This window comes from Amycolatopsis endophytica (assembly GCF_013410405.1).
GTDB classification, from domain to species: domain Bacteria; phylum Actinomycetota; class Actinomycetes; order Mycobacteriales; family Pseudonocardiaceae; genus Amycolatopsis_E; species Amycolatopsis_E endophytica.
This window is the reverse complement of sequence record NZ_JACCFK010000002.1, coordinates 1,796,184-1,820,454: the sequence shown is the minus strand read 5'-3', so window position 1 is coordinate 1,820,454 and position 24,271 is coordinate 1,796,184. Positions and strand designations below refer to the sequence as shown.

Here is a 24,271-nt window from a genome sequence, read left to right as displayed (position 1 = left end):
CCTTGACAGGTGGAGAAGTCGATCTACTCAGCCGAGTACCAGCAGCTCTGCCGCCTCCTGCGCGAGCTACGCCAGGAGGCCGGCCTCACACAAGTGCAGGTTGCAGAGCGTCTGGGGGTACCGCAGTCGTTCGTCAGCAAGTACGAAACCGGCGAGCGTCGACTGGACGTGGTCGAGTTGCGACACATCGCCACCGCGTTGAATTCTTCAGCGGCAGATATCCTGTCACGGCTTGACTTATAGCAGGACGCCGACGCCATTGTGCCCGAGAAAGGCCCTACCAATCACCACACTCGCGCGAGCAAATGCGGTGGGTGCTCAGCGGGTCGGCTTGCAGCAACTCGGGCGACGTTAGCAAGCCCGCCAATGCTGAACCGGGCTTTACCGCTGACTTAGTCCTCCTACTAATTCGCGACCATCACAATTCTATGCCACCTTCACTACACGGACATCCTTATTCCGCCGCTTCCTGAACTCGGAAATGATGGCGGCCTCTTTGAGGTATTCGAAAACCACGCGGTGCTCCTCGTCGTCAGGCACCGAGAACTCATCCTTAGTACGGTTCACCAAGTAGTTGTATGGCTCACCCAACTCCTGCAAAACCGAGACGACCTGCGGTGCTGACGGCATAGGGGCAGCGATAGCAAGGAGTCCGAGCGTGAGATGCCTGTCACGGGTGGCCGCAGCAACTCGGAGGAGTTGCTCCGGGGGAAGAGGCCGCGTTCGCGATAAGGCATAGCGGGCCACGGCCGCAAGCACCGATGCGTCGTCGTCTTTAACGTACTGCGCGAGATTATCCAAGACCTTCGCGCAGGCTTGCTCAGGTACTACCTGACTGTTGAAGAGGTCCGTGACGAAATTGCCGACCAGTTCGGGCGTCATGAAGTCGACAAACTTTGCTGACTTCGAAATCGCAGACTCGATAGTTCCCCAGCCTGCTCCTCGGAAGTGCTCAAAGGACTCCGGGGAATCCTCGACAATGTCATGTTCTAACAGGCACGCCAAGAGGCTGCCGGCCTCCGGCTTGACCTCCGCGGGCGGTACGTACTCATCAAGCTGCATGCTCGCGACCAAGCGGACTCTCTCCTGAGCATCGGGGATGGTCGAAGCGGCATTGAGCACACCGATGGCGACGCTCATCTGTCCGGCCTCATCCTCGCCCGCGACCTCAATGGCTTGGGCCTGCATGAGGAGGTTGGCGAGATTTTGATCGATGGAGCCGATCGCCTCGCGATAAATTCGGACGTTTTGCACACTCGGACGGAAGAGATGATGCGTCGCGAGATGTCGCCAACACGATTTAGGGACATCATCGAGGCAGCTCAGCTGGCTCTCCGGCGCAGTCAATGCTATGAGTTCGCGGATCTGCTCCGCTTCCCATACTTCCGCAATCACGGTTAGGGCTTCGGCGAGAGTTGCTTCAGTGAGGACCGCGTACTGCGTATGCCGGTCCTTCTCTACTGCTTCGAGGTATTCGCCAGGATTTCGCTGGCACATGTCGTACACGTGTGCATTTTCGCGTACGCGATCAAGACTAATGTCTCCGGTAATTCCGAGAGCCTCGCGTATATTGTTTGCCGTGAGGACGTACAGATGTTCGCGTACGACGCGGTCGCGAATCACCTCGCTGAGTTCGCTCAGGTCAGGAAGAACGACACCTGCCCTTTTGATGAGATAAACCACTTTGTCGGCGACATCATCGTCAAGATCTCCGGTGAACACAGTCATCGTTGTGTAGTTCGACACGATGAAATCGCACACTTCGGAATCTAGCTTGTAGAGCTTAACTTTTTGGGCGTCGCGGAGAGCGGCGTCGACGAGACCAGATCGAACGTCTGCCGGGATACCTTGATTGCAAACCAGGTATTCAAACACTTCTGGCCACGGATGGCGACTCAGTAGAGCCGCAAATTCCGAACGTCGCGAACCGGCATTGAAATACGCCCTAAAGAACTCCTGTGCGTCACTTCCGAAGTTCGAGGTAACCGTTTGAACAATACTTTGGACGCGTCCGTCGCCGTGGTCGATAAGGTAATCAAGGATCTCGATGTTGTAGGCACTGACCGTGTGCGAGAAGTCGTCTGGAACCTCCGCGAGGAGGTTCGCAACCGCCTCTGGCCCACTGAAGGAGAAGTCGATTTCCATTATATTGGACTGGACGACCTGCACGATAAAGTTTGCAACGTCGACCCCGGTGAAGTCACCGTAAAACTGAGCCGCATACAGGGCGAAGTTTCGATCTAGATATCCCTGCTTAACGAGATCGCGGGCCAGTTGCGACCGCATAGTTGCATTGACGAGGTCAGCGAAAGCCTGCTCGCCTACTCCTGTTGACAATTTGAATTCGCTTTTTTCGTACAGTTCCTTGAAATCCGCTCCTCGCAAAAAGTCGATTTCATCTCTCAGGCTATCGAGCCTATCTTGAAGATTGCCTTCGTCGACATCTGCCCATTGGTCCGCGTTCGAAGCTTCGGGGAAGACCACCTGTACTTGACCCGGTTCTAGATTGGCCACCAGTTGCTGCTGGCCGCCCTGTGGTGCCGTTGAGGCCAGGATTCCAATTCCTCCCCCATTCCTCACAGTGACCCAGAAATCATAGGACTGAACTTCCTCCTTCGACCAGATCCGAGAGCCTGAAGAGAATTGCGCATTTGGCCAGCTTGCGTACCCAGTTGAGGCTTTCGAGACCATTCCGATGATGGCGAGACGCTCGCCAATCCGCTTGGCTGTCGACTCCATCGTTCTGTACCTTGATGGCTCGTTAAGGAGTGCGCGCCTCCGCTTCTCACAGTCGTCGATGTTTGCACGCACGAGTTCTCTTCGGAGATCATACAGGACATCGAGATCGCTATTTCGGCGCGAAATTTCCTCGAAGTCCTTGAGGTGAAAGTTCTTATAAACGACTAGCGCGAATAGATTACTGGCGGCCAGCCCTGGCGCAGTCTTTGTAGATCTGAGCAACCGCTCCTCGAACACTGCATATTCATTACAAATGTTCTTCAGTAGCCGCATGTCGGTGACATGCTGAGCAACAATTGATATGAGAGAACGGTCAATACCGGAGAAGCCGCGATCCCTTATTAGGTCGGACAGCAGTTCTCGTGCATTTCGATGTGAGATAAATGGAACCAGTGGGATGACAACGTCAAAGAACTTGGTGCGATTGGCACGCACAGTCTCCACAGCCGCCGCATCCGCTCCCGATTCCACGACTTCGGTTCCCAGTCGCTCAAAGAGACTATCCTTGATCGCGTATATAAAGCGGAGTGGCTGCTCACCCTCTTTTTGGCGCTTGGGCGTGTTGTTGAGGAGGGTGTTCAGCTCTCGCAATGATTCGAAGATGTGAGGGTCGTCGAAGCGGTCGAAGTCCTCGAATATGACAATATTCGGCGAGACCTCTTCGAAGAAGTACACAATTTCTTCAAGGTACTCATCGAAGTACGTCGATGCTTTCTGTGTCAACTTCACCGCAGTCCCGACTGCCGAGACATCAGAGACCACGAAGCGACCGTGGAGGACTATTCGCACCACGGTGAGAGTCGCGACAGCCAGGGCGGCGAACACCAGCCAGGATAGTGTTTGGACCAACCAGTGCTGGCCCTGTCCCGTGCCAGCGATTTTCGGAAGCCAGCCGAGGACCGCAAGGAATGCGCCGACTACACCCACCGCGATAGTCGACTGAAATGCCGCGCGTTTGCGGGACAAAGGGACGATGCGATTGAAGCGCGAGAAGGGGAGCTTCCGCGGGGCTGCTCGATACAAAAGTTGCTTGACCAGCTCCTTTTGAATCCGATTGGTGAGAGTCACACCGTCGGAGTCAGGTCCAAGGGTGGAGATCGCTATACGCAGTGTCTTCTTCTTGTTCTCAGACTCGAACTCATCGAGAACACTAGACTTCCCTGTTCCGTATCTACCTGTGAGCGCGATATTCAGGTTCTTTGAGTCCTGCACCGCCCGTTGAAGGTGTCGGAGATAGGTGGCGTGCTGCTCGGGCGCGTACTTCGGGGCTAGCGATTCCAGCGTAGGGAGACCGGACTGGGAACCAAACCTAGTCAAGTTGCCTCCTGATCCATCCCCGGAAAGCGGACCAGCGTCCACACGGAACTGTGGGTCGTTAGCTGGCTGCTGCTGGTTAGCTGGTTGCTGCTGGTTAGCTGGTTGCTGCTGGTCATCGTTGGGCTTGGTCATTGAACGTCCTTGACTTCCAAGGTCATCGATGTTCGAGTGTTCTGCTTGCAGCCCCGCGAACTCGATGTCGTCGTCGCTCATGAGAACTTTCTTTACGTCTTCAAGCCGCCCTAGCGGGCGGGCGCGCGGGCCGAACTGGCGCGCGGCCGAGCCGGGCCGCTCCGCTCTGCTCGGCCGCGCTCAACGCCGTCGGCCGGCGCGCGGGGCGGGGGAAGGCGCACGAGAAAGGCACGGAGCATCCAAGGCAGGCGGCCACCGGTAGGCGCCACCTTTCCGCGATCGCCGGGATGGTCAAAGCCGGGCCGAGCGCCGTCAACCCCGCTTCGCGCCGATCACGCCTCCGGTGGTCGGCTCGTGCACGCACAGTCACGTCTCGTAGTTCGGCTGTGCGGCGTGATCGGTTACAAGGGTTGACGGCACCCGGCCCGGCTGTGGGCGGCTTTGGATCGCGGAAAGGTGACGAGCGGTCAGTTAGCAGCCCGTTGAACAGCGATGTTGCGCCCACACGGCCCGCCGCAGCTGACATCCAATCGTGACATCAACAGCGGCGGACGAGCGCGAACAGACGTGGCGAAAGCCGAAGAACGACGGCGAGCCGAGACAGCAAAACCCCAGGTCGCCATCAACCACCATGTAGCTGTTAACCGAAGGGTTGCTGGTTCGAGTCCAGCCGGGGGAGCCGAAACCCCAGGTCATCGACCTGGGGTTCTTTCGTGACTCGGACGCGGTAGGCCCGAAGCCCGTTAAACCCCCGTTTTTCGTCAAGTCCCCGGCGCCTCGTCGAACATCGTCTCCAGGGCCGCTGCTGACGCTTCGTTGGCTACCCGTCGCTTCCGGTAGTGCTTGTCTGCCACCTTCTGGGTGTTCCCGAGCTGGTCCGCGATGGCACTGAGCGGCAGGTCGGCGTCATCGAGCACCGAGGCCACGGTCTTGCGGAAGACGTGTGACGTGACCCACCCGTACCCGGCCTCCTCGAACGCCTCCCGCACCCGGTTGATCGTGTTGCTCGGGTCGAGCCAGTCACCGTTCCACGCCTGGAACAGCGGCCCGCCACCGGAGGCGAGCTTCCGGGCGCGCAACATCGGCACCGACCACTTGGGCACCCTGAGCAGCAGACCTGGTCGATTGCCCTTGCGATTGGCGACGCGGACGAGCCCAACGCCCGTTACCCGGATCAGGTGATTTCCGACCGCCACGATCCGCTCCTGTGGGTCGACGTCGTCGCCCGTCAGCGCCAGCAGTTCGCCGAGGCGGACGCCGGTGGCCAGCATCGTCCGCACGATGTCCGGCAGGTCCCGCCACACCTGTGCCCGCGGCCCCAGGCTCCGCCCGGTCGTGTCGGTGCTCTTCTTCTCAGCCAGCCGTTCGAGCTTCGCGAGGAGATCGTTCCGCTGTTCCTGGTTGAGGGCCACCACTTCCTTCTCCTCCCCGCGCGCGAGCCGACCGATCGACTTCGCCGGGTTGACAGTCATCGCGCCGTGCCGCACCGCGTAGCCGCAGAGCCCGGTCAGGACCGCCCGGACGCTCTTGGCCGTGTCATGACTGGTCGCGTCGTGCACCTTCTTGACCAGCCGGTCACACCACGTCACCGTCAACTCGCGAGCCTGCAACTCCCCGACGGCAGGCAGGACCCAGTTCTTGAGCTGCCCACGGTAGTGGCGCACCGTGTTCGGCGACCGGTCCCCGAGCTTGGCCTCCCGAGCCAGTTCGGCCGTCCACACCTCGGCAATGCGCTTCATTCGCGTGTCGCCCGAGATCTCACCACCCCTGACCTCAGCGGCCAGCGTGGTCATCGCCTCCTTGAGACGGTTTTCCGCGTCGGTCTTGCTCCGCCCGATACGGCTCACAGTCTTGATCCGACCGTCGGGCATACGGAACTGGGCAATCGCCTTCCACTTCCGGGGCGCGATCCGCCGGACCCGGATCAGGCCGTAAGTGCCGATCGGCAACGGTGGTCGAGGCACGTCATCTCCTTTCAGGCCGCGTGGTCGTCGAGCGCTTCGAACCACGCGATCACGTCTTCGGGCTTGTAGCGCACGTACTTCCCGACCCGGCGCCCCTTGGGCCCGTAGCCGGTGGTGCGCCAGACATAAAGCGTCTTGACCGGCACACCGAGGTACTTCGCCACGTCTTCGACCGTCCACAAGCGATCCATCTCGTCTCCTGCTGGCTAAGCCTGCGGAGGGTGGCGCGGTGATGTGAATCTCGTTGCCTGAGGTGATCGTCGCGGGGAGATCAGGGATCCGCCCGGATGTGTGAACCGTGCCGGGGCCGTTAGCGTCGGCTCGTGTTGTTGCGGACGTTTCAGCCGCTGGAGCGGCTACGGGGCTGCCGAGTGCTCGTCGGGGGCTGGGAGTGGGTGTCGCCGGGGGAGCGGCGGGCCTACCGGGCGATGGTGGCGGCGATGGAACGCGCGGGGGTGTGCACGGAAGGGCGGCCGCCGGTGTGGGCGTGGCGGGGTGAGCTGCGTCTTCTGGACGCCGCGATGCTGTTCGACCCCGAGTATCAGCTCAGCGCCGGCTTCGCGACGGTCGAGTTCGAGGCGCCGGACGAGTTGGCGGTCTGCTCGGACTACGGGCGGTGGAACGATTATCTCGCCGGGGACGGTTCGTGGGAGGTGTGCCCCGAACCGGAACGTGAGCCGGCGCAGGTGTGCCTGCCGTACCTGCTCCCGGAGTGGACCCGGGACGTCCGGCCCCTGCCCGTGGCGGGATGGGATGAGCTGGACCTGACGGCACCGGTCTGAACCACCTTGTCCTGTTCTGTCATTGACTCCGCCTGGGCGCGGAGTGACGATGCTGGCGGGACACGGGACGGTGGAGGGCCGGGGTGACCGAGCAAGTCGGTGAACTGGCGGGAAACGACCTGCATCTGTTGCGGCTACTGGCCGACGGGCTGCCGCCGGACGCGGTCGCCCGGCGCATGAACCTGTCCGGGCGCACCGTCCGCCGCCGCATTCGCGCCATCTGCGACCGCCTCGGCGTCGCGACGCCCATCCAGGCCGTGGTGTGGGCCGTCCGCCAGGGCGCCATCTGACCTCCACCGCCCGGGCCTGGCGTGCGCGAGTGTGGAACTCGCGTGCCGGAGCGGGGGACTCGCCGACGGGAAGGTGGGACTCGCCGGGTGGGGGCCCGGCGGGCCGCGCCGCCCGCCGGGACCACCCGCTGGGGTCAGTGGAGGCGGAGTGCGGCCAGGTAGTCGTGCATGTTGTCGGCGCGGGAGTCGGTCAGCGGGTTGCTCTGGTCGTCGTTCTCGATGATGAACTCGCGCATGCCCAGGCGCGTCGCGCCGCTCAGGATGGTGCGGTAGTCGACGACGCCCGTGCCCAGATCGGCCAGGTTGCCGGACGCGTCCAGGTCCTTCACGTGCGCCAGCAGCATGCGGCCCCGGTTGGCACGGATCAGGTCGAGGTTGTCCTGCGCGCTCAGACCCGCCGCCGACGACCAGCCCATGTCCAGCTCCATGTGCAGCAGGTGCGGGTCGGACCCGTCGAGCAGGATCTGGTAGAACGTGCGCCCGTCCGGCCCGTGCCCGGTGAACTCGCTGGTGTGGTTGTGGTAGCCCAGCTTCATCCCCGCCTTCCGGATCTTCTCGCCTGCCCGGTTGAACGCGGGCCCGGCTTCCGCGAAGCCCTCCGCGGTGTCCGGCACCCCGCCGGGGCAGACGATGTAGTGCTGGCCCAGGATCCGGGCCATCTCGATCAGCTCGGCCAGGCGCGCCTCATCCGTGAACTCCGAGTAGTTGTGGTGACTCGACACCGCCCGCAGGCCGTACTTCCTCAGCAACGGCCGGATCTCCCGCGCGTGCGCCGGGTCCGTCCCGCCGGGGAAACCGGCGAACTCCAGGTTCCGGTACCCGGCGCGGGCCAGCGCGCGCAGCACCGCCTCCGGCTGGGCCATGAACGCGTCCCGCACCGAGTACATCTGCAGGCCGATCCTGCTGTTCGGGATGTGCCGACCCCAGCCACCCCCGAACCCCTCGGAGGCAGCGGAGGCCGATGACGTACCGATTCCGACCGCCGCGACCCCGGCCGCCGTCGCCGCCACGCCCCGGAAAAACTTCCGCCGGTCGAACCTGACCGGTGCACCACCACACATAGTCCGTTCTCCTCTCAGTGTTCGTGAGCGCCGGCCGGCATCGTGCCGTCGGCGTTGCGCACCAGGAACATCCCGGCCATGCCCATGTCGGAGTGGCTCTGGACGTGGCAGTGGTACATCCACATGCCCGCCCCGACCCCCTCGCCGGCGATCACCTGGAACCCGAACGAAACGCCCGGGTTCAGGTCCTTGATGTCGATCACCGGGCTGTTGTCGTACTCGCTGGTCCGCATGCCGGTGCGGTTGTCCAGCCAGCGGTGCCCGTGCAGGTGGAAGGTGTGGAAGTTGCTACCGTGCCCGATCGCGATCCACTCCACCCGCTCGCCGAGGTTCGCTTCGAACATCGGCGCGTCGTGGGCCGCGCGGTTGTTGATCAGCATGTCGTTGAACACCACGGTGAACTGCCGTTTCGGCAGCAGATCACCGGCCCGCCGCACGACGAGGGCCCCGTACAGGCCCTTGAGGATGCCCTCGGTGCCGTGCTCGGTGCCCATCGCGTGGTCGTGGTAGTGCCAGTAACCCGCCGTGCCCTCGGCCCACGATCCGTCCGCCCGCTGATAAGCCGTGTGACTCTTCCACACGTACCGCCGGGTTTGGCCCGGCATCACGGCCGAGCCGTTCATCAGGGTGCCGTCGGAGTCGACGTCGTAGTCGACGCCGTGCGGGTGCAGCGACAGCACACGATCGGTGGTGTTGACCAGGTCGATCTCGAGGGTGTCGCCCTCCCACATCTCCAGCACCGGCCCGGGCACGGTCGCCGCGCCCGGTGCCAGCCCGTAACCGTAGAGCTCGTCGGAGATCTTCTCGGCGTACATCGTGAACCGCCGGGTTTCGCCCTCGGCGGCCGCCGCGACACCGGGCACGGCGACCGCCGCCGAAGCCAGCCCGGCGGCCGCGCCACCGAACAGGATCCGGCGCGAGAAATCGGACATGAACGGTCCTTCCGTTGGGGGATGGGAGAGTCAGACCATGCGCTCGAACGCGGGATTCGGTTGCGGCGCCTGCCGCGACGGGCCGGTCGAGGCCACGACGGTGAACGTGACGCTCGCGGTCGCGCTGGTGTTGCCCGCCTCGTCGGTCGCCCGGTACCGGATCGTGTGGGTGCCGACGTGGTCGATCACGAACGGTTCCGCGTAGCGCTGGAACACCGCGCCGTCCACCGAGTACTGGATCCGCGACACCGCGGACGACTCGTCGGTGGCGGACAGCGTCACCGTCACCGGGCCGACGTAGTCCCACGACCAGTTCTGCGGTCCGGCCAGCTGCACCGCCACCACCGGTGCGGTGACGTCACCGGCCTCGGCGATCGTGAACGACAGCATCTGGACGGCGCTGACGTTGCCCGCCCGGTCGGTCGCGCGGTAGTGCAGCATGTGCGTGCCGACACCGGTCAACGTCACCGGCTGTCCATATCGGACATAACCCGCGCCGTCGAGGTCGTACTCGACCGAGGCGACCCCGGAGTCGGTGTCGTTGGCGGCCAAGGTGAGCGTCGCCTTGCCGACGTAGGAACCTTCCGTGTTGACCTCGCCGTCGAGGTCGGCCGTCACGTAGGGCGCGACGCCATCACCGAGCGGGTCCACCGTGACGGTCAGCGTCTGCGGTTCGCTGGTGTTCCCGGCCTTGTCCCGCGCGCGGTAGGTGAGGGTGTGCTCGCCCGTCTCGGTCAACACGATCGGCTGGGAGTAGGCGGTGTAGGCGCCACCGTCCCGGGTGTATTCGATCGCGTCGACACCCGAACCGGTGTCGGTGGCCGCGAGCGTCACGGTGGCGCTGCCGACGTAGTGGCCCTCGTCGTTCTGCTCGCCGTCGACGGTCGCGGTCGCGGTCGGCGCGGTGGTGTCGTCGCTGTTCTGGACGACGTTGACCACCAGGGTCTTCGGTTCGGCGGCGTTGCCCGCCTTGTCGGTGGCCCGGTAGTGCACGTTGTGCGCGCCCGGCGTGGTGATCGTGACCGGCCCGTCGTAGGAGCGGTAGTTGTCGTCGTCGAGGGTGTACTCGACGGTGTCCACACCGGAACTGTCGTCGGTCGCGGTCAGGGTCAGCGTCGCGCTGCCGAGGTAGTTGCCATCGGCGTCGGTCTGCCCGTCGACCTGCGCGGTGACCTCGGGCGGCGTGGTGTCCTCCTCGCCGGGGCCCTCGGTGACGACCAGTTCCCCGGACATCGTGTGGCCGGGCAGCGTGCAGTAGTAGCGGTACGTGCCGGGGGTGAGGGTGGCCTGTACCTCGTGCCTGCCGCCTTCCGAGTCGAGCGGGCTGGCGGTGATGTTCACGTCGACGTCGTGGTTGTAGCCAGGCGTCGAGGTGTCGAAGGTCAGTGAGTGGGTCATGAAGCTGGTGTTGCCGGTGGCCGTGCTGTTCTCGAACACGATGGTCGCCGTCCCCGCCACGGCGGTCGCCGGCGCGGAGGCGTATTCGGTCATGCTGTCGTTCGCGGTCCAGGTCAGCACCTGGTCGGCGGCGGGCGCGACGGCCGCCGCCACGGGTTCGGCGAATGCGGCGGCGGTGGTGGCGCCGGTGAGCAGGCACAGTGCCGCTGTCCCGGCGACCAGCGCGCCCCGGAGAATGCGCATGGGTGGACAACCCTTCGTCACGAGGTGGGGAACCGGTGGCGCCGCGGGGTTGCGCGGCGCCACCGGGGGATGGGGGAGTGCTAAAGCTGGCGGACCCGGATGTTGCGGAACTCGATGACGTCGCTGTCGCTGTGGTTCTGCAATCCGATGAACCCGCTGAAGAACTGCCGCAGGTCCGTCGGCGGATCGCCGGCGCGGGAGGACTCCTTGCCCGGGGTGTTGTCGAACTCGTTGAGCACGACACCGTTCCGGATGATCGTGTAGTGCTGGCCGGTCACCCGGATCTCGTAGTCGTTCCACACGCCCTTCGGTGTCGGGAACGCCCCGTCCAGATCCACCTGGGAGAAGTTGTAGACCGAACCGGTCTTCTGGACGTCACCCTCGGTGTTGTCGTTGATCTGGATCTCGTGTCCACAGTAGACCGCCACCCACGCCTGCGACGTGCGCGCCGATCCGACCGTGCCGCAGCTGCCCGGCGGCCGCTGGTCCAGCGGCGTGCGCGGATCGGGGAACCGCGTGAGCAGCCCGCTGTTGGCCCGGGTTCCCGCCGGTGCCTCGTCACGGAACTGCAACCGCACCGAGAAGTCGCCGAACGCCTTGTCGGAGTACCAGAGCATGCCCATGCCACCGGCGCTGTGCAGCGTGCCGTCCGGTTGCAGCTCGAACTTCCCGTCCGGGGCCTGGCTCCAGCCGTCCGTCGACGTGCCGTCGAAGATCCACTCGTATGCCGTGCCACGGCCGACCTGTGACATCGACGCCGCCCGGATCAGCAGGTTCGCCTCCTTGTCGGACAGCAATCCGAACCCGCGCAGCTTCGCGGTCACGTCGGTGACGTAGGCGGTGAACGCGTCGTGTTCCCAGGTGCGCTCGTCGTCGATCAGGTCGTTGAGCGTGCAGCCGAGCCCGATGTTGCGGTTGGCCACGGCGGTGTCGGTGTCCAGCATCCACACCGTCTTCCGGGCGTCCGGGGCCGGGCAGCTCACCGTCACCGGCAGCCGCTTCGACGCCTTCTCCCCGTTGGCGTAGGTGACCTCCAGCGTCGCGTCGTAGGTGCCGCCGCGCAGGTAGGTGTGCGTCGGGTTCGCCTCGGTGGACGTGGTGCCGTCACCGAAGTCCCACCGCCACGACACACCACCGGCCTTGATCCCGGAGAACGCCATGGTCATCGGGCCGGCCTGGGTGGTCGTCCCGGCGGTCGCCGCCTCCGGCGACGGGGTGGGCGCCCCGCCGTGGTAGGTGATGCGGATCAGCTTCTGGTTGGGGTCGAGGCTGAAGAAACCACCCGCGTAGTCGAGCAGGTAGAGCGCGCCGTCCGGACCGAACTTGGCGTCCATCCAGCTCTGCAGGTTGGTGTCGCCACCGCCGCCGGTGATGATCTGGCGGAGGTCCTCGGCGAACGCCGGCGCACCCTGGGACTCGACGCGCGACGGGTCCAGCGTCACCGCGATGCGGTTGTTGGCGTTGGACTCGTCACCGATGAACCACTTGTCCTCCCAGTAGGCGGGCCAGGCGACCCCGCTGGCGGTGTTCACCTCCGAGCGGTGGTAGGTCGGGCCCGACATGACGGCCTGGCCGCCACCGGAGACGTAGGGCTCGGTGTAGGTCGCGTCGCCCTCGACGTAGGTCGGCACGCCGCTGCCGTCGGCGCGGTCCGGGTAGACCGGGCCGCCACCCTGCGGCGAGTACCAGATCGCGTTGTCCCGAGCGGGCGGGATGTCCACCAATCCGGTGTTGCGCGGCGAAGTGTTCTTGAGGTCGCCGCAGTCGTACCAGCCGGTGAGCACGCTCGCGTCGGTGTCACTGCGGTCGCGGTAGGGCTGCCGGTTGCCCATGCAGTACGGCCAGCCCTGGTTGCCCGCGGACGTGATCACCGTGGCCGTCTCGTACTTGGCCGGGCCCAGCTCCGGGCTCGGCTCGGTGGCGTCCGGACCGACCCAGCCCGCGGTGAGCCAGTCGTGCTGCTTGTCGATGGCCAGGCGCGCGATGTTGCGCACGCCCATCACATAGATCTCCGGACGGGTCTTGCCGCCGCCATCCTCGGTGCCGGTGAACAGGTTTCCGGCCGGGATCGTGTAGGTGCCGTCCGGTTCCGGGTGGATGCGCAGCACCTTGCCGTTGAGGTTGTTGGTGTTGCCCGACGTGCGGCGCGCGTCCTGGAACGAAGTGCCCTTGTACTCGGCCGTCCAGTTGTTGCCGGAGTAGCCGTCGGAGCCGCCGGAGGAGTTGTTGTCCCCGACGCCGATGTAGAGGTTGCCGTCGTCGTCGAACGCCATGCCACCGCCCGCGTGGCAGCAGCTGTGGATCTGCGCGTCCCAGTGCAGCAGGTCCTTGCGGGTGGACTGGTCGATGGTCTGCGTCGCGGCGTCGTAGGTGAACCGGGACACCGTGCGCTGACCGATCCGCAGGTCGCGGTCGATCGAGTCGTGCGGCATCCAGTAGACGTAGAACCAGCCGTTGTGCGCGAAGTCCGGGTCGAGCGTCATGCCGAGCAGGCCCTCTTCGTTCTTGACCAGCTCGTCACCGCTGCCGCGGTTGCCCATCACCTCCAGCGTGGTGAGCAGCTTGACCTGTTTGGTCGCCGGGTCCCACTGGTGGATCGTGCCGCAGCCGAGCCCCACGTTCGGGTCCTCCCAGTCCACGATCGGACCGGACGGGCAGGCAGCCTTGCCGACGTAGAAGACCTTGCCGTCGGGCGCGATCGTCAGGCCGTGCGGCTCGCCGATCTGGTCCAGCTGCCCCGGCTGGTTCTCCGCGGTGAGCCGCTCCACGGTGTAGTTCGAGGCGATCGTGGCCTGGCAGTCGCCGCGGACCATGCCGGAGGTCCACTGGATCGCGCCGAGCAGGTGACCGCGGAACTGCTGGTCGGTCGTCCAGCTCTCCGGGGTGCGGCCCATGCCCGTGTAGAAGGACCGGCCGCCGGAGTAGTCGCGGCACCACGAGACCGGGTGGAACGGGCCGTTGCCGCTGTCACCCGCCTGGTACTTCCACTCCTCGACCTGCGCCACGGTGTGCACCTGGCCGACCGGGTTCGGGTTCCAGTTCAGCCACTGGTCGGAACGCGTCCAGTTCAGGGGAAGCCCGGCGTTGGCCGGGTGCTGCCGGTCGGTCACGTCGACCACGGCCTGCTGGATGGTGTCCGGGCTGGCCGCGGGCCGGGTGCCGATCAGGCCGGTGAACCAGTCCGAACCGGACTGTGCGCGGGCGGCGTCGTGCACGCCGACGAACCCGCCGCCGGCTTCGACGAACGCCTTCAGCGCGCCCTCCTGCGCGGCGCTGAGCGTGACGCCGTCCGCGGACAGGAACACCACGCCGCGGTAGCGCGCGAGGTTGGCCGGGGTGAACGCCGCGGGGTCGGCCGCGACGTCGGCCTGGAAACCGCCCGTGCGGCCCAGTTCCTGCACCGCCGCGGCCGCCGTGTTGACCGGGTCGGCCTGGCGGTCGGACGGGCCGTGGAAGACCAGTACCCGCACCGGATCCGCCGCTGCCACGGGTGCCTGGGCCTGTGCCTGGACGGGCGCCGCGAGCGCGGGCACCACGGGCACGGCGGTGAGCAGGACCAGCCCGCACAGCTGGGCCAGCGACCGCCGGAACCGGCCCTGCCGGGGCCTTCTTGATCGGCTCGGTTCGAGATCACGTCTGTGCCGCATACCATCCCTCGCCTAGCGTCGGATTTCCTTGCCGTTGCGGTGGTTGTCCCCCGCACGTCAGATGAGTTCGCGCCGCGCGGCCCAGACCACGGCCTGGATCGGGGCGTGCACGTCCAGCCGGTCGCAGATCCGCCGGATCCGGCGCTGCACCGTGCGTTTGGACAGGTTGAGCCGTCGCGCCACCGCGTCGATGGGCAGGCCATCGGCGAGCAGCGCCAGGACAGCCAGTTCTTCGGCGCCCAGCGGGGGCGGGCTGGAGTATCTGAGGGGATTGTCGAGCGTGGCGGTCACTTCACGCCTGCCCGAAGGCGGACCACGGGTGCGATGCGGGTTCGGATCGGCATTGATCTCTGCCCTCCCAGCAGCGGGCGACGGATGCTCTGGGAAACTAACGACTTTTGTGCACGGTAGGAAGATGTCTGTCGCAAACTGGCCACTGGAAGGTCGCCGCGAGGAAGAAGTGGCTCCGTTCGGCCCACAACTTTCGAGGGGGTGCGCAGTGCCCCCCTGCGGCATCGGGGCGGCCGGGCGGGGTCGAACCCGTCACCAGCCCCTGAGCTTCGCCGTCTCCATCTGGCTCTTGAACAGCTGCCCGACGCCTGGCAGGGCCTCCTGATCGGGCCAGGTGGACGGCTCCCACGCGCCGGAGCGGCGGAGGGCGTTGGCGCAGTGCACGAACAGCTCCTCGACCTCGACCACGACGGCCAGCGCCGGTTTCACCCCGTCGTCGGCCAGCTCGTCGAAGAACGGCGCGGACCGCACGACCGTCGCGCGGCCGTTGATCCGCAGCACGTCCTCCCGGCCGGGCACCACGAACAGCATCCCGATCCGCGGGTGCACCAGCAGGTTGCGCAGGCTGTCCAGCCGCCGGTTGCCCGGCCGGTCGGCGAAAGCCAGGGTGCGGCCGTCGTCGAACACGAGGACGCTGCCTGCCGGGTCGCCCCGCGGCGAAACGTCCAGCCCGCCGTCCGGGAAGGTCGTCGCCACGAAGTACAGCGTCGCGGCGTGGATGAACTTCCGGCTCAGGTCGTCGATCCCGGCCACGCTCTTGTTCGCGATCACCGGTGCGGGCGGCTGCACGATCTCGCGCAGCTCCTCCTCGGTGGTGACGAGCTGCGCGTCCTCGCGGCGCCAGGTGGTCATGTGCGTGCTCCTCGGTTCGCGGTGGCCAGCAGGTACAGCAGATACGGTGCGCCGACGGCGCCGGTGACCACTCCGACGGGCAGCTGGTGGGTGCCGCTGAGCAGGTGCTGCGCGGCGAAGTCCGCCAGCAGCGTGATCAGCGCGCCGACCAGCGCCGATGAAGCCAGGCCGGGACGACCGGTGCGCAGGATGCGGGTCGCGATCGGCCCGGACAGGAACGCGACGAACGCGATCGGCCCGCCGACCGACGTCGCCACCCCGCACAACGCGGCGGCCAGCGCCAGCAAGCCGAGCCGGACCCGTTCGACACGCACGCCCAGCGCCATCGCGGCGTCGTCGCCGAGCTGCAGCACCGACAGGGTCCGCCCGAGCAGCACCGCCGCGGGCACGAGCACGACCAGGAACACGCCGGCCATCCGCACCTCGGCCCAGCCCACCCGGGCGAAGCTGCCCGTGATCCACACCAGCGCCTGCGTCGCGATCCGGACATCGGAACGGGTCAGGAAGTACGACATCGCGCTCGCGGCCAGCGCGGCGATCCCGATGCCGACCAGCACGAGCCGGTGCCCGGTGACCCCGCGCCGCCAGGCCAGCACATAGATGACCACCGACGTCAGCAGCCCGCCCGCCAGCGCCGCCGCGGGCACGATCACCCCGGTCACGCCGAAGGTCACCAGGCACAGCACCGCCGCCAGCGACGAACCCGCGGTCACGCCGATGACGTCCGGACTGGCGAGCGGATTGCGCAGCAGCCGCTGGAACAACGCGCCGGACAACCCGAACGCGAGGCCGACGAGCAGGCCCGCCAGCGCGCGGGGAAGCCGTAGCCGCAGCACGATGTAGTCGTCCCGCACCGTGCCGCCGCCGAAGAGCGTGCGCACCACGTCCGGCACGGCGATCGGGAAGTCCCCGATGGACAGCGCCAGCAGGAAGACGGCGAGCACCGCGACCGCCAGCACGGCGGTCACGATCGCGGTGCGGCGCGCCGTGCGGCGCTGGACCGTGACGACGGCGCTCATCCGCGCACTCGCTTCCGGCGGACCAGCGCGATGAACACCGGCGCGCCGATGGCCGCGGTGACGATGCCGACCTGCAGCTCGCCCGGCTGGGCGACGAGCCGTCCGATGATGTCGGCGGCGAGCAGCACCAGCGGCGCCAGCACCATCGAGTACGGCAGCAGCCACCGGTGGTCCGGCCCGGTGATCAGGCGCGCGGCGTGCGGCACCACCAGCCCGACGAAGGCGATCGGGCCCGCCATCGCGGTCGCCGTCCCGCACAGGACGACCACCGCCACCGCGCTCAGCGCCCGGCCCGCGGCGACGTTCTGGCCCAGCCCGCGCGCCACGTCGTCACCCAGCGCCAGCCCGTTGAGGATCCGCGGGGACGCCAGCGCGAGCACGAAACCGGCGATCAGGAACGGCAGCGCCTGTGTGACGACCGCGGAATCGCGCCCGGCCAGCGAGCCGACCTGCCAGAACCGGAACTGCTCGTAGGTGGCGTTGTCGGTCACCAGTATTCCCGTGGTCAGCGACCGGAACGCGGCCTCGCACGCCGCACCGGTGAGGGCGATCTTCAGCGGCGTGGCGCGATCGCGGCCGAGCGAACCGATGCCGTAGACGAGGATCGCCGCGAGCGCCGCGCCGAGGAACGCGAACCAGACGTACCCGGTCATCGAGTCGATACCGGCGAGGCTGATCGCGACGACGATGCACAGCGACGCCCCCGCGTTCACGCCGAGGATGCCGGGATCGGCGAGCGGGTTGCGGGTGACGCCCTGGATGATCACGCCGGCCAGGCCGAGCGCGGCACCCGCGAGCAGCCCGATGAGGGTACGCGGGATCCGGACCTCCCAGATGATCAGGTGGTCCGGATCGGCAGGGTCGTGGTGCAGCAGCGCGTCGAGGACGGTCGACGGCGGGAGTCCCTTGGCGCCGACCGCGATACTGGCCACGACCGCCAGCCCCAGCGCGACCAGGCCCAGCACCAGGCCGAGGGCGAGCGGGGTCCGGCGGCGCCGGGGCAGGACGGTCGTGGTTTCGGTCAGCACCGGGTCAGCGTGCCATCGCCTCGGTGACCATCGGCAGGACCTTGTCGATCGCGTAGCTCAGCCCCAGCGGGGTGGCGCTGGCGAAGGCCAGCGAGATCATCTTGTCCGAGAACACGACCACGTGACCCGCCTTGACCGACGGGACCGCCTGGAACAGCGGGTCGTTCGTGATCTCGTCGGCGCTGACGCCGATCGGCGACATCACGGTGAGATCGGCGTCGAACAGGTCCATCCGCTCGGGTGAGACGGTGACGGAGAAGCTGTCGTCGGCGAGAGCCTGCACCTGGGGCGACTGGATGAACCCGAGGCGTTCCATGAACTCGATGCGGGAGCCGCCGTTGACGTAGGCGCCGTAGGAGCCGGACGTCTTCGAGCCGACCGCGACCGTCTTGCCCTTGAACTCGGGGTGCGTGTCGGCGGCCTGCTGAAACTTGGCTTCGAGGTCGTTTTTCACCGTTTCGGCCTCGGTGGTCCTGCCCAGCGCCTTGCCGATCATGTCGAGCTGCTGCTGCCAGGTGGTCGCGTAGGCCTCACCGCCGGCGGGGATGGACAGGACCGGGACGCCGAGGGCGGCGAGCTGGTCGTAGCGGGCCTTGTCGCCGCTGGCGCGGGTGTCCAGGATCAGGTCCGGGTTCAGTGCGGCGACCTGCTCGGCGCTGACTTCGAGGGTGCCGAGCATCGTCGGCGCGGTGGTGTAGTGCTTGTCCTGCGGCATCCACGGCGCGACGCCGTCGCCGCCGACGGGCAGCCAGTCCGACGCGCCGACGGGCTGCACGCCCAGCGTCAGCGCGACCTCGGCGTCGCCCCAACCCAGCGCGACGACCCGTTTCGGCTGCTCCGGGACGGTGACGTCGCCGAAGGCGGTCGCGATGGTGACGGGGAACTGACCGCTCGCCGGCGCCGCCGGCTGCTCGGTCGCGCTCTGTTCCGTGGACGAGCCGCAGCCCGTGAGCGCGAGGACCGCGCCCAGGAAGAGAGCCAGGATGGAGCCGCGCGCACGCGGGCGTGGAGTACGCATGGATGAGCCTCTCGGATTAGGTAAGCCGATCCTAAATTAGGAAGAGGACAGTGCAACCTCCCGGATGGCCGTGATCACAAGCCGGTACGGGACTGGTGCTCTTGGGGTGGAGGGTGTCCCATGGACGGGCCGCGGTTCTCGCGGGCGGCGCTCGGCCGTCCGCGGCGCTTTGAGCAGACAGGGCGTGGGTGGGCGGATGGGCGACGAGCGCGTGCTCGATCTGGTGGGAGCGGTCCCGCCGCTGGTGCGTGTGCGCCGGTGGATCGCGCGTGTGCTGTCCGACCTCGGCGAGGACCACCTCACGGCGGTGCAGCTCATCACGACCGAGGTGCTGACCAACGCCTACGACCACGCCGGCGGCGCCGGACGGGTCACCCTGGCGCGGACGGGACCGGCCTGCCGGGTCCGCATCGAGGTCGACGACGGTTCCCTCGCGCCGCCCATCCTGCGCGCGGGAAAGCCGACGTCGGTGCGCGGACGGGGGCTCGTGCTGGTGGACAACCTCGCCGCGGACTGGGGCTACCGCCTCCGTGGTGGCGGCGGGAAGACCGTGTGGGCACTGATCGACTGCTCGGCGTATTCCTGGGAACCGTGCGCGTGAGGCACTGATGCGGGCCGCGGGCGCGGGGCACGGGCGGATCGCATCTTCGGTACCAGGACCTTGGGGAGCGAAGCTTCGTGTGCGCGCGTCGGCGGGATGCTGGCGCGGCAGTGCTGCATGGGCCGGTGTGCCTGGTGCGGAGGCTGGATCGCGTGATGGGCGGGTGCGGCCCGCGAAGCAGAACCGGTCGCCGTGGGTCTACTTCGGACGGCCGCTGCGGCGTGTTGCGGTGAGGTGGGGATCGGGTGGCGCGGTGGGGATGCGCGGGCTGCGGTGTGGGGAGACCGTTCGGGGTGTGGTGTTCAGCTGGTCGACGGGAGCTGGTGCAGGACGTCGGCGGGGTCGGTGTCCGCCGGGGTGGTCAGCGCCAGGCGGTTGGCGGGGCCGGCCGGGACGAGGAGCAGTGTGGTGTTGTCGCACCGGACGAGGAGGTGCTGGGTGCGTCCGCCGTCCAGGAGTGCGCCCGCGCGCTGGGCCAGGCTGCTCAGCATGGCGGCCATCGAGGCGAGGTATTCGGCGTCCGTGGGGGCGAGGTCTGCCGAGTGGTCCAGCACCAGACCGTCGGGGGAGAGCAGGACGGCGTGGCGGATCGCGGGCACTCCGCGGACGAGGTCGTCGATGATCATGAGCGCATCGTGCTGGCGCGGTCACACCGGGCGGTCGCGCGGGCGCGCCACGGCGGACCGGATCGCGGCAGTCGCGGCTCGCGGGCCGTCCGCGTAGAACCTGACCACACTCGCCCGACCCGTCCGGCCGAGCGGCCGGGTGACGGTGATGGGCCGGTCCAGCTCCAGCGCGACGTTCGTCTGCCAGGACAGCGCCGCCGCGAACGTCCCATCGGCGAGGTCGATCACGGGGCGGCCCGAGTGGTCCTCCTGCCGGACACGCACCGCGCTGATCGCGGCGGCCGGAACCGCCACGTCGAGGAGCGCGGCGTACCGGACACGTACCTCCAGAGGTGAGACCGAGTGCGGGTACACGGTGACCGAGGACAGCAGCCCCAGCAGGAGCGCGAGCGAGTACACCTCGACGACGCCCAGCACCACGTGCACGGTGACCCCGAAGCCGACGAGCGCGAACAGCAGGCCCTCGACCACGGTCAGGACCGCGAACACGACCAGCAGCGGCCGCTGCGCCCGCGAGTACGGCACGGCGACGGCGTCCGGCGCAAGCGCTTTCCGCCCCCGCACCGCCAGCCCGATCGCGGTCATGGTGCGGCGTTCGTTGCGCAGGTAGTGGCGTACCCCCATGCGACCTCCCGTCCGGCCTGCGCTCCAGGTAGGCATGGTGGGGCTGCCCGGGCGTCAGTCCTGGGGCCGGCCGGAGATCAGTCGTCGGTTGTCCTCGGGGTGCCGGAGCCGGGGGCGGTGAAGATGCCGGGTCCGGGGGTGAGGATGTGGGCCGGGTCGTAGTGCTCCTTCCAGGTTCGCAAGCGGGGCCATCGGGCGCCGAAGTGGTGGCGCCAGTCGGACGCGGTGAACGGGATCGCGCCGATCGGGTAGGTCAGACCGCCGAGATCGCGGGCCTCGCGGTACAGACGGACGTTGTCGGCGACCTGCCGCTCGGCGACAGCGGTGTCGTCGGGCGGGAAACGCAGGAGCGCGACCAGGTAGGCGACCGGCTCGGGCGGTAGCCGGACCAGCGGGGTGTGCACCCTCGCCGTGAACACCGGGTAGAACAACACGCACCCGGCCGGGCCGAGGTCGTCCGCGCGCAGCTGTCCCACCAGCGATTCCAGGAACTCCGTGGCCGTGGACGCGGGCAGGAAACAGTTCCACCACGGGTGCGGGTGGAACCACGCGCCGGTCTGGGTGAGCAGCGCCTCGGCCGCGTCCAGGCGGTGCTGGAACTCCGGGAACGGCAGGTCCTCACCGTCGTCGCGGGGTGCGGCGGGCGGTGTGTAGTAGGTGGCGGTTTCGAGGAAGATCCGCCGCCCGGATTCGCCGTAGCGGACCTGGCCCTGCACGAAGTCGTAGCGCCCGTCCTCGACGAACCGGAGCTGCTCGGCCGCGGCCGAAACGACCGTGTCGTGGTCGATCTCGTGGCGCCGGACCCGTTCGGGCACACCGGTCAGCCGCAGCGTCGCACGGGTGATGATCCCGCACTGGCCGAGACCACCCAGCACCGCCGCGAACAGCTCGTCACCCGGTCCGCACGTGCGCACCACACCGTCGCCCGTGACGACCTCCAGCTCGGTGACGGTGTCGGTCTGCAGCCCGTACCGGAAGCTCGTCCCGCCGATGCCACCGGCCGACAACGTCCCGCCCACCGACAGACCCAGGTAGTCCGTCAGCACCGGTGGCGCGCTGCCGTGCCGCCACGCCGCGTCCAGGACCGCGCGCCAGCCCGTACCCGCGTCGACGACGACGCGATCGTCACGGACCTCGTGCACCTCCGCGAGGGCGGACAGGTCGAGCACGATGCCGTCCGTCTGGGCCTGCCCGTACCCGGAATGACCGCGACCCCGTGCGGCGACCGGGATCCCGTCCGCCGCCGCGGCCCGGACCACCTCGGCGACTTCGATGGCCGAACGCGGCCGCGCCACCGCAGATGGCCGCCGGTGCACGAGGTGCCCGAAGTCGACAGACGCCGCTTCGCGCGGGCCGTCGTCGTGGCTCAGGTTCACTCCGCCACGCTAGGGCGCACTCATGGGGTGTCGCAATGTGTCCCGGGAGCGCAATGCAGTGACCGGCCATGGCTTTTCGTGCCTTCTTCCGTGAGGTTTCTCCTTCCCCACCGACTATGCCCGAACAGGAACCGTTGCCGCGCAAGAACTTCACCACATCGTGTCGAACGCGTCGAATCGCCTGAACGGCCTAGTACCTTTGCCATACTCCGGAAGGCTGACGCGAACCCACCCCGCTCTTGCGGTAGTCACACACCCCGCCGGGGAACGCGGAACGCAACTTCTGTTGCTCCTCGCGGGTGAAACGCACCGGGTAGTCGCGGAAGTCGATCGGCTTCAGGCGACATTTCAGCGCGTCCATGGCGAGCCCCGACCCCGCCGCCAGCCGCGTGTTGGCCGCCACCGGATACAGCTCCCCGCACCGTCCCCGCGACGGGTAGGTCAACCGCTCCTGGATCCGCTCGGTCGCCGACACGTAACACCCGTCACTGAGGTCCGGCGGCCGGTTCGCCACCACCTTGTGCTGCACGCTGCGGTGTGAGCGGTCGTTGCCGATCGCGGTGAGCCAGCGGTCCATCGCGTCCAGCTCGTACCGGCTCGCCGCCGCCGTTTCGGCGGCCGTGAGGTGGTTGGCAATGATCACCTGGTTTCCCTCGATCCCGTTGTGGCGCAACCGTTCCCGCATCACGAACGACCACTCGGCGGTGTGGATGTCCGCAGGTGTGCCGGCCAGGTCGAGGTCCGTGCGCTGGTCGATGATCGGCGTCGTGCGCAGCCCCAGCGACGCCGAGTTCAGCAGCCCGGTCCGGTAGGCCGCCGCCAGCGCCCGCGGATCCGCCGCGCTGCGCCGCGCCACTGGCGCACCCGTGTAGTCCAGTCCGCCGACAGCCGCGTTGAGATCGGCGAACTGCGCCGCCGTGATCGTCCCGTCCCGCAGCGCGGACAACCCGTACTGCACGCCGGTGTTGTCCAGGGTGCTGCGCACGAAACCGGTGCGCGGGTCACGCCCGAACTGGTTCACGAGCTGTTCGTTGGAATTGCAGATGACACCGTCGGGATTGGACACCGGATCCCAGCGCCGCGACACCGGAATGGACGCGTGACAGCTGCCGGTCGCGGTGGCCCGGCTGGCGAACGTCAGCTCCCACGACGCGCACGTGCTGTAGCTGGCGAAACCGGACACCGCGAGCCGCTGCTCGGGCGTGAAAGTGCTGCCCGCTCCGGCGAAGTACCGGTTCAGCAGGCGGCAGTCGGACACCGGGCCCGCCGTGGTGAGCGGATCGGGGTAGGAGATTCCGGGGATGATCCCGTCCAGGATGCCCGGGTAGTTCTCGGCGATGTCGTACTGCTGGATCGCGCCGCCCGAACCGCCCCAGCCGATCGTGTGCCGTACCGGCCCGTAGGTTTCGGTGAAGTGCTCCTTGACCATCATCGCGGCCTCTGCGGAGATGATCGGGCTGCAGTTGTTGTCCAGCACGTTCAGGCTCGACGAGGCGACCGCGTACCCCTGCGACAGGAACAGGTCGTCGACCACTCCGCCGGTTGAGGCGCCCTGGTGGAAGCCGGAGTTGCAGCCGCCGCCGAACGTGTAGACGAGCCGCTCGTTCCAGCCATGCTCCCGGGTGAACGGTGACGGTTGCGTGCCGTCGGACAGTGCCGCGATCTCGTACACCGCGCGATCGATCGTGCCGCGTTCCACCCGGACGACGTAGGGCACGCCCGTGGCTGTCACGGCGAGGTCGGCGGGCCGCGAGGCCGGATCGTCCAGCGGAAGGAACCGTCCGTCGGTCGTCCGGTACTGGTAGGTGACCTGCGTGGGCGCGCCGCACAGTGGCGGCGTCGCGGCAGGCAGGCCGTACGCCTCCGTCTCGCAGGCGAAAGGTTGTTGCTGGGGGCCGGAGAACACCGGCCCGCTGATCGGGTGGTTGGTCACTCGCAAACTGGCTCGGGCCCGGCCGGACGCGCTCGCGGTGATCTCGTTGACGCCGTCCCGCAGGCCGTCGACCAAGCCCAGCAGGCTGTCGCCCTCCTGCTTGAACACCTCGGTGACGTCCCGCCCGTTGGCCTTCACGCGCACGTCCCGCAGCGCGGGCACGCGCACCAGGACCTGCCCGCCGCTGACCAGGTCGGGATGTGGATTGGACACCGGTTCGACGCTCAGCCGTGGCGGTGCCGCGGTGGCCGTCGCGGTCGTGAGCAGCGGCGCCGTCAGAGCGGCCACCAACACCAGTGCGCGCAGCAATGGGCACCCCCTGGTTCGCGCGCCACCTCGTCGTGGCGCCCCGCTCGGGTATAGCACGCCGCCAGGTCACCACAACAGCACAGAACAGG

Annotated in this window: 20 protein-coding genes; 4 read left to right on the top strand and 16 right to left on the bottom strand. The window is 67.5% G+C overall.

From position 1 onward, the window contains the following. The first annotated feature begins 9 nt into the window (after nt 1–9). Entirely contained in the window at nt 10–243 is a 234-nt protein-coding gene (locus tag HNR02_RS33960) for a helix-turn-helix domain-containing protein (protein ID WP_179777681.1), read from the top strand. Nucleotides 244–426: 183 nt separating this feature from the next. On the opposite strand, the gene HNR02_RS33955 is transcribed toward HNR02_RS33960, so the two are convergent. The 3 genes from HNR02_RS33955 to HNR02_RS33945 form a co-directional block, all read right to left on the bottom strand. Beyond that, on the bottom strand, nt 427–4,269 hold the full coding sequence (locus HNR02_RS33955; RefSeq protein ID WP_179777680.1) for a YobI family P-loop NTPase: 3,843 nt from the start codon (nt 4,267–4,269) through the stop codon (nt 427–429). A 680-nt stretch (nt 4,270–4,949) separates the two neighbouring features. Continuing rightward, the gene (locus HNR02_RS36675) at nt 4,950–6,152 is read right to left on the bottom strand and encodes a tyrosine-type recombinase/integrase (protein ID WP_179777679.1); all 1,203 of its coding nucleotides are present in this window, start codon (nt 6,150–6,152) and stop codon (nt 4,950–4,952) included. Nucleotides 6,153–6,163: 11 nt separating this feature from the next. Next, the gene (locus HNR02_RS33945; RefSeq protein WP_179777678.1) at nt 6,164–6,343 is read right to left on the bottom strand and encodes a helix-turn-helix transcriptional regulator; all 180 of its coding nucleotides are present in this window, start codon (nt 6,341–6,343) and stop codon (nt 6,164–6,166) included. A 132-nt stretch (nt 6,344–6,475) separates the two neighbouring features. Here HNR02_RS33945 and HNR02_RS36365 point away from each other — a divergent pair, with 132 nt between their 5' ends. Both HNR02_RS36365 and HNR02_RS33935 read left to right on the top strand, forming a co-directional pair. Continuing rightward, complete coding sequence (locus HNR02_RS36365; protein ID WP_179777677.1) at nt 6,476–6,934, top strand: hypothetical protein; 459 nt, start codon at nt 6,476–6,478, stop codon at nt 6,932–6,934. An 83-nt stretch (nt 6,935–7,017) separates the two neighbouring features. Beyond that, nucleotides 7,018–7,224 (top strand): helix-turn-helix domain-containing protein, encoded by a 207-nt coding sequence (locus HNR02_RS33935; protein ID WP_179777676.1) that lies wholly within the window; start codon nt 7,018–7,020, stop codon nt 7,222–7,224. Nucleotides 7,225–7,358: 134 nt separating this feature from the next. Here HNR02_RS33935 and HNR02_RS33930 read toward each other — a convergent pair whose 3' ends face one another. The 9 genes from HNR02_RS33930 to HNR02_RS33890 all read right to left on the bottom strand — a co-directional run bounded on the left by HNR02_RS33930 (nt 7,359) and on the right by HNR02_RS33890 (nt 18,713). After that, on the bottom strand, nt 7,359–8,234 hold the full coding sequence (locus HNR02_RS33930) for a sugar phosphate isomerase/epimerase family protein (protein WP_312861280.1): 876 nt from the start codon (nt 8,232–8,234) through the stop codon (nt 7,359–7,361). Between the two features lie 65 nt (nt 8,235–8,299). Beyond that, nucleotides 8,300–9,217, bottom strand: a complete 918-nt coding sequence (locus tag HNR02_RS33925) for a multicopper oxidase domain-containing protein (protein ID WP_179777674.1) — start codon at nt 9,215–9,217, stop codon at nt 8,300–8,302. 30 nt (nt 9,218–9,247) lie between these two features. Next, nucleotides 9,248–10,858, bottom strand: coding sequence for an OmpL47-type beta-barrel domain-containing protein (locus HNR02_RS33920; RefSeq protein WP_179777673.1), 1,611 nt, complete (start codon nt 10,856–10,858; stop codon nt 9,248–9,250). Between the two features lie 80 nt (nt 10,859–10,938). Then, nucleotides 10,939–14,505 carry a ThuA domain-containing protein gene (locus HNR02_RS33915; protein WP_179777672.1) on the bottom strand — a complete coding sequence of 1,189 codons (3,567 nt, stop codon included), beginning with the start codon at nt 14,503–14,505 and terminating at the stop codon, nt 10,939–10,941. 57 nt (nt 14,506–14,562) lie between these two features. Continuing rightward, the gene (locus HNR02_RS33910) at nt 14,563–14,796 is read right to left on the bottom strand and encodes a helix-turn-helix domain-containing protein (protein WP_179777671.1); all 234 of its coding nucleotides are present in this window, start codon (nt 14,794–14,796) and stop codon (nt 14,563–14,565) included. Nucleotides 14,797–15,048: 252 nt separating this feature from the next. Further along, nucleotides 15,049–15,648, bottom strand: coding sequence for an MSMEG_1061 family FMN-dependent PPOX-type flavoprotein (locus HNR02_RS33905; RefSeq protein ID WP_179777670.1), 600 nt, complete (start codon nt 15,646–15,648; stop codon nt 15,049–15,051). Continuing rightward, nucleotides 15,645–16,667: a FecCD family ABC transporter permease gene (locus HNR02_RS33900; protein ID WP_179777669.1), complete on the bottom strand. Its 1,023-nt coding sequence runs from the start codon at nt 16,665–16,667 to the stop codon at nt 15,645–15,647. Before HNR02_RS33900 ends, HNR02_RS33905 begins: the two co-directional genes overlap by 4 nt. Further along, entirely contained in the window at nt 16,664–17,695 is a 1,032-nt protein-coding gene (locus tag HNR02_RS33895) for a FecCD family ABC transporter permease (protein WP_179777668.1), read from the bottom strand. Before HNR02_RS33895 ends, HNR02_RS33900 begins: the two co-directional genes overlap by 4 nt. Before the next feature lie 4 nt (nt 17,696–17,699). Continuing rightward, nucleotides 17,700–18,713, bottom strand: coding sequence for an iron-siderophore ABC transporter substrate-binding protein (locus tag HNR02_RS33890; RefSeq protein ID WP_179777667.1), 1,014 nt, complete (start codon nt 18,711–18,713; stop codon nt 17,700–17,702). Nucleotides 18,714–18,909: 196 nt separating this feature from the next. On the opposite strand from HNR02_RS33890, the gene HNR02_RS33885 reads away from it, so the two are divergent. Then, nucleotides 18,910–19,314: an ATP-binding protein gene (locus HNR02_RS33885; protein WP_179777666.1), complete on the top strand. Its 405-nt coding sequence runs from the start codon at nt 18,910–18,912 to the stop codon at nt 19,312–19,314. 302 nt (nt 19,315–19,616) lie between these two features. Here the strand turns inward: HNR02_RS33885 and HNR02_RS33880 are convergent, their stop codons facing one another. The 4 genes from HNR02_RS33880 to HNR02_RS33865 form a co-directional block, all read right to left on the bottom strand. After that, nucleotides 19,617–19,940, bottom strand: coding sequence for a roadblock/LC7 domain-containing protein (locus tag HNR02_RS33880; RefSeq protein ID WP_179777665.1), 324 nt, complete (start codon nt 19,938–19,940; stop codon nt 19,617–19,619). A gap of 21 nt (nt 19,941–19,961) precedes the next feature. Further along, the gene (locus tag HNR02_RS33875) at nt 19,962–20,564 is read right to left on the bottom strand and encodes a hypothetical protein (protein WP_179777664.1); all 603 of its coding nucleotides are present in this window, start codon (nt 20,562–20,564) and stop codon (nt 19,962–19,964) included. A 77-nt stretch (nt 20,565–20,641) separates the two neighbouring features. Beyond that, a complete protein-coding gene (locus tag HNR02_RS33870) occupies nt 20,642–21,940 on the bottom strand; it encodes an FAD-binding protein (RefSeq protein WP_179777663.1) in 1,299 nt (432 codons plus the stop codon). Between the two features lie 190 nt (nt 21,941–22,130). Further along, complete coding sequence (locus HNR02_RS33865) at nt 22,131–24,161, bottom strand: DUF6351 family protein (RefSeq protein WP_312861279.1); 2,031 nt, start codon at nt 24,159–24,161, stop codon at nt 22,131–22,133. Nucleotides 24,162–24,271: the final 110 nt, after the last annotated feature.

Bases quoted from the DNA above. Each gene is read 5' to 3' on its own strand.
- HNR02_RS33955 (WP_179777680.1), bottom strand. From the start codon at position 4,269: ATGAGCGACGACGACATCGAGTTCGCGGGGCTGCAAGCAGAACACTCG.
- HNR02_RS33945 (WP_179777678.1), bottom strand. From the start codon at position 6,343: ATGGATCGCTTGTGGACGGTCGAAGACGTGGCGAAGTACCTCGGTGTG.
- HNR02_RS33925 (WP_179777674.1), bottom strand. From the start codon at position 9,217: ATGTCCGATTTCTCGCGCCGGATCCTGTTCGGTGGCGCGGCCGCCGGG.
- HNR02_RS33920 (WP_179777673.1), bottom strand. From the start codon at position 10,858: ATGCGCATTCTCCGGGGCGCGCTGGTCGCCGGGACAGCGGCACTGTGC.
- HNR02_RS33915 (WP_179777672.1), bottom strand. From the start codon at position 14,505: ATGCGGCACAGACGTGATCTCGAACCGAGCCGATCAAGAAGGCCCCGG.
- HNR02_RS33905 (WP_179777670.1), bottom strand. From the start codon at position 15,648: ATGACCACCTGGCGCCGCGAGGACGCGCAGCTCGTCACCACCGAGGAG.
- HNR02_RS33900 (WP_179777669.1), bottom strand. From the start codon at position 16,667: ATGAGCGCCGTCGTCACGGTCCAGCGCCGCACGGCGCGCCGCACCGCG.
- HNR02_RS33890 (WP_179777667.1), bottom strand. From the start codon at position 18,713: ATGCGTACTCCACGCCCGCGTGCGCGCGGCTCCATCCTGGCTCTCTTC.
- HNR02_RS33885 (WP_179777666.1), top strand. From the start codon at position 18,910: ATGGGCGACGAGCGCGTGCTCGATCTGGTGGGAGCGGTCCCGCCGCTG.
- HNR02_RS33880 (WP_179777665.1), bottom strand. From the start codon at position 19,940: ATGATCATCGACGACCTCGTCCGCGGAGTGCCCGCGATCCGCCACGCC.
- HNR02_RS33875 (WP_179777664.1), bottom strand. From the start codon at position 20,564: ATGGGGGTACGCCACTACCTGCGCAACGAACGCCGCACCATGACCGCG.